The sequence below is a fragment of the Chloroflexus sp. genome (assembly GCF_034435895.1).
Taxonomy (GTDB): Bacteria; Chloroflexota; Chloroflexia; order Chloroflexales; family Chloroflexaceae; genus Chloroflexus.
Genome location: NZ_DAOTWH010000003.1, coordinates 1 through 3,597, shown reverse-complemented (window position 1 = coordinate 3,597; position 3,597 = coordinate 1). Strand labels below are relative to the sequence as shown.

General features: G+C 59.9%; 3 protein-coding genes and 2 pseudogenes. All 5 read left to right on the top strand.

From position 1 onward, the window contains the following. A pseudogene (locus U9R81_RS00255) lies at window positions 1-561 on the top strand (histone deacetylase family protein); the annotation flags it as partial. Then, window positions 548-1,294: a CPBP family intramembrane glutamic endopeptidase gene (locus tag U9R81_RS00250; protein WP_322493544.1), complete on the top strand. Its 747-nt coding sequence runs from the start codon at window positions 548-550 to the stop codon at window positions 1,292-1,294. The pseudogene U9R81_RS00255 and the gene U9R81_RS00250, both read left to right, overlap by 14 nt. A 185-nt stretch (window positions 1,295-1,479) precedes the next feature. Continuing rightward, a complete protein-coding gene (locus tag U9R81_RS00245; RefSeq protein WP_322493543.1) occupies window positions 1,480-3,024 on the top strand; it encodes an acyl-CoA carboxylase subunit beta in 1,545 nt (514 codons plus the stop codon). A 19-nt stretch (window positions 3,025-3,043) separates the two neighbouring features. Next, a complete protein-coding gene (locus U9R81_RS00240) occupies window positions 3,044-3,397 on the top strand; it encodes an OadG family protein (protein ID WP_322493542.1) in 354 nt (117 codons plus the stop codon). Window positions 3,398-3,403: 6 nt separating this feature from the next. Then, window positions 3,404-3,597, top strand: a pseudogene (locus U9R81_RS00235) (acetyl-CoA carboxylase biotin carboxyl carrier protein subunit); the annotation flags it as partial.

The following is a 3,597-nucleotide window of genomic DNA, read 5'->3' as shown; positions in this document are numbered from 1 at the left end:
GCCCAAGTCGTATCGCCGCTAGCTGCTGACCGGCTCCCCCGCGCCACCACTACCGGCGATACGACTTGGGCGCTGCGCGCGCCGGCAGTAGCGGTGCTTGACATCGATTATCATCATGGCAACGGTACTCAGAGCATCTTCTACGAACGCAATGACGTGCTGACCGTTTCGTTGCATGCCGATCCTGCCCGTGAGTACCCGTACTTTCTCGGCTATGCCGACGAGCGCGGCGCGGGAGCCGGCGAAGGGTACAATCTCAATCTGCCCTTGCCGGCAGGGATTGGGGATCGCGACTATCTAGCCGCCCTCGTGCAGGCCTTGCAAGCGATCGCCGACTACGGCCCGCGCTATCTGGTCGTCTCAGCCGGGTTTGACACCTTCCACGCTGATCCGTTGGGTGATTTTGGATTGACCACTGCCGCGTATCGGGCGATTGGCGCTGCGATTGGGCAACTTGGCCTCCCCACGCTCGTCGTGCAAGAGGGAGGATACGCGATTGAAAACTTGGGCGCAAATGTGGCGGCGCTCCTAGATGGAGTTATCTCACATGCTCACAAATAATCCGCCTGAACAACCGCAAGCGCCGATCGCGCCGGCGTGGGGTTGGCTCGATCTCTTCATCACGCTGCTGGTGATCGGCGTGGGTGGGGCGTTGGTTGTGCTCGTTATCCGCACACTGGCTGAAGTGGCCAACTGGGACACCTCGCGCGGTTTTGTCAGCCCGCCGGTCTATATTGCCGGCACGCTGCTGTATCTCATCATCGGCGGCGCGGTGCTGGGGGTGATCGGCCCACGCGCCGGCTGGCGCGATCTCGGTTTGCAGTGGCCGCATTGGATGTACTTCGCCCTCGTTCCACCCATCTTTATCTTTGGCATGGGGATGATGGCGTTGACGAATGCCGGAATCACCCTCCTGTTTGGCGAATTCCAAAACCCGCAGGTTGAGAGCATCTCTGGCGGGCAGGCGTTTGGCGCCGGCGAACTGGTTGCCTTATGGGTGCTCATCGCCGGGATCGTGCCGTTAGTGGAAGAGCTGTTCTTCCGTGGCGTCCTCCATCATCTGCTTCGCCGTAGTCTCAACAATACCCTCACCATCATCGTTGGCGCCGCCGTCTTTGCAGTCGTTCACTTCATCCCGGTGCTCATTCCCGGCCTGTTTGTGGCTGGTCTGTGCCTTGGTTACCTGCGCGAACAGAGCGGCTCGATCTGGCCGGGGGTGCTTTTCCACATGTTGCAAAACACGCTGGCGTTGCTGGCGATGGCGTTGGTATTGGTGACCGGTGGGGTATCGTAGAGGCCGGTTTCAAACCGGCCCCTCATACCCTTCCGGCGACACTCTGCCTAGACCTGCGTTCACTTTTCACCAGCAACCGTTCGTCACCAAACATTTGCGCCTAGTAGTGAATTCTTTTCCTCATCAGGGCGGTGAAACCGGTATACTGCCATTGGCTTTAGCTCCAACAACAATGAGGTGCGACAGTGGAATCCCCCGAAGACCAACTCGAGCGGCTGCGCAACCTGCGCGAGCGGGCGATGCAAGGCGGCGGGCCAGACCGGATTGCCCAGCAACATGCGCGCGGCAAACTGACGGCCCGTGAACGTTTGGCCTTGCTGCTCGATGCTGGTTCGTTTCAAGAGATTGGCGCCTTGGCGACCAGCATTACCGAAGATGAAGAGCAGCGCATCCCCGGCGACGGCACCGTTACCGGGTTCGGCAAGATTAACGGGCGACGGGTGGCGGTCTATGCGCAAGACTTTACGGTGATGGGCGGTTCGTTCTCGGCGGTACAGGCCAACAAAATTTGCCGCATGCAAGACCTCGCGATTGAGAGCGGCATCCCGATCATTGGCCTAAACGATTCGGGCGGGGCGCGCATCCAAGAGGGCGTCCGTTCACTGGCCGCCTACGGCGAGGTCTTTGTCCGCAATGTGATGGCATCGGGCGTGGTGCCGCAAATCTCGGCCATTCTTGGGCCTTGCGCCGGCGGCGCAGTCTATTCGCCAGCTTTGACCGATTTCGTGATTATGTCGGAATCAACCGGCTACATGTTCCTCACCGGCCCCGACGTGATCAAAGCGGTATCGGGCCGCGACATTTCGACCCAAGAGCTAGGCGGCGCGGCGGTACATTGCGCGCGCAGCGGCGTGGCCCATCTCTCTGCACCCGATGATCGCGCCGTGATCGAGTTGATCAAGCGACTGCTCAGCTACTTGCCGCAAAACAACAACGAAGACCCGCCCCAGATTATGCCCTACGATCGCGCCGACCGGCAAGAACCGGCGCTCAATGCGTTGGTGCCGGCGGATGAACGGCAAGGGTACGATATTCATACCTTGATCGATCTGGTCTTTGACCACGATAGTTTTCTCGAAATTCAGCCGCTCTTCGCCCCCAACGCGGTGGTTGGCTTTGCCCGGCTCGACGGCTATGCGGTTGGCGTGGTTGCCAACCAACCCGCCGTGATGGCTGGTGTGCTCGATATCGATTCCAGCGACAAAATTGCCCGCTTTGTCCGCATCTGCGACGCCTTCAACGTTCCGATTATCACCTTTGTCGATACCACCGGCTTTTTGCCCGGTATCGAGCAAGAGTACGGCGGCGTGATCCGGCATGGCGCTAAAATCATTTACGCTTATAGTGAGGCGACCGTGCCGAAGATTTCGGTAGTGGTGCGCAAAGCGATTGGCGGTGCGTATGTAGCCATGTCAAGCAAACAATTGCGCTGTGACCTCAACTTTGCGTGGCCGTCGGCCCAAATTGCGGTGATGGGCGCTGAAGGGGCAGTGCGCATCTTACGCCGCGACGAGCTGCGCGCCGCCGCCGATCCGTCGCAGCTCATGGCCGAGTTTGTCGCCGAGTACCGGCGCAAGTTCTTCAACCCCTACCATGCCGCCGATCTGGGCCAGATCGATGAAGTGATCGAACCAGCTGAAACCCGGCCTCGCCTGATCCGGGCATTAGAGATTTTGCGCACCAAGGTGCAACAGAATCCGCCGCGCAAACACGGGTTGTACCCGTCGTAAGCCGGCGGCAGGAGGCAGCATGGAGAACCTTGGCTTTGGTTTGACTATGACCGTGCTCGGTATGAGTTTAGTCTTTACGGTGCTGGCCTTGATTTGGGGGATGCTCAACTTGCTCACCCGGTTCGACCAACCTGAACCATCCACCATAACCGAGGTCATGCCGGCGCCAGAGATTACGCCAGCACCGACCGAGCAGCTTAGCCCTGACGAAGTGGCAGCGATCGCCGTGGCCGTCGCCGTTCACACGGCAACGTTACGCCGCGAGGCAGCGCCAACGGTACGCAGCTACTGGCCGGGCAGCTTGCTCTTTGCCAGCCGCTGGGTGGCGGCTGGCCGCACGCGCCAGAATCAAAGTTGGCAACGAAGGAGATAACCTGCAATGCGTCGCTATCAACTGACGATCAACGGTAAAACGTATACGGTTGATATTGCCGAGTTGAGCAGCGATCGCTTCGCTGTCCAGCTCGATGGGCGCGAATTTGAGGTGCAACTGAGCGAAAGCGGCGACATCGGCGAGATTACGCCGCGCGCTACACCGGTACCGGTTGCGCTGCCCGCAACTCCAGCCGCACC

What these genes read in the sequence shown, in the direction of transcription:
- U9R81_RS00240 (WP_322493542.1), top strand. Translation starts at nt 3,044, where the DNA reads ATGGAGAACCTTGGCTTTGGTTTGACTATGACCGTGCTCGGTATGAGT.
- U9R81_RS00250 (WP_322493544.1), top strand. Translation starts at nt 548, where the DNA reads ATGCTCACAAATAATCCGCCTGAACAACCGCAAGCGCCGATCGCGCCG.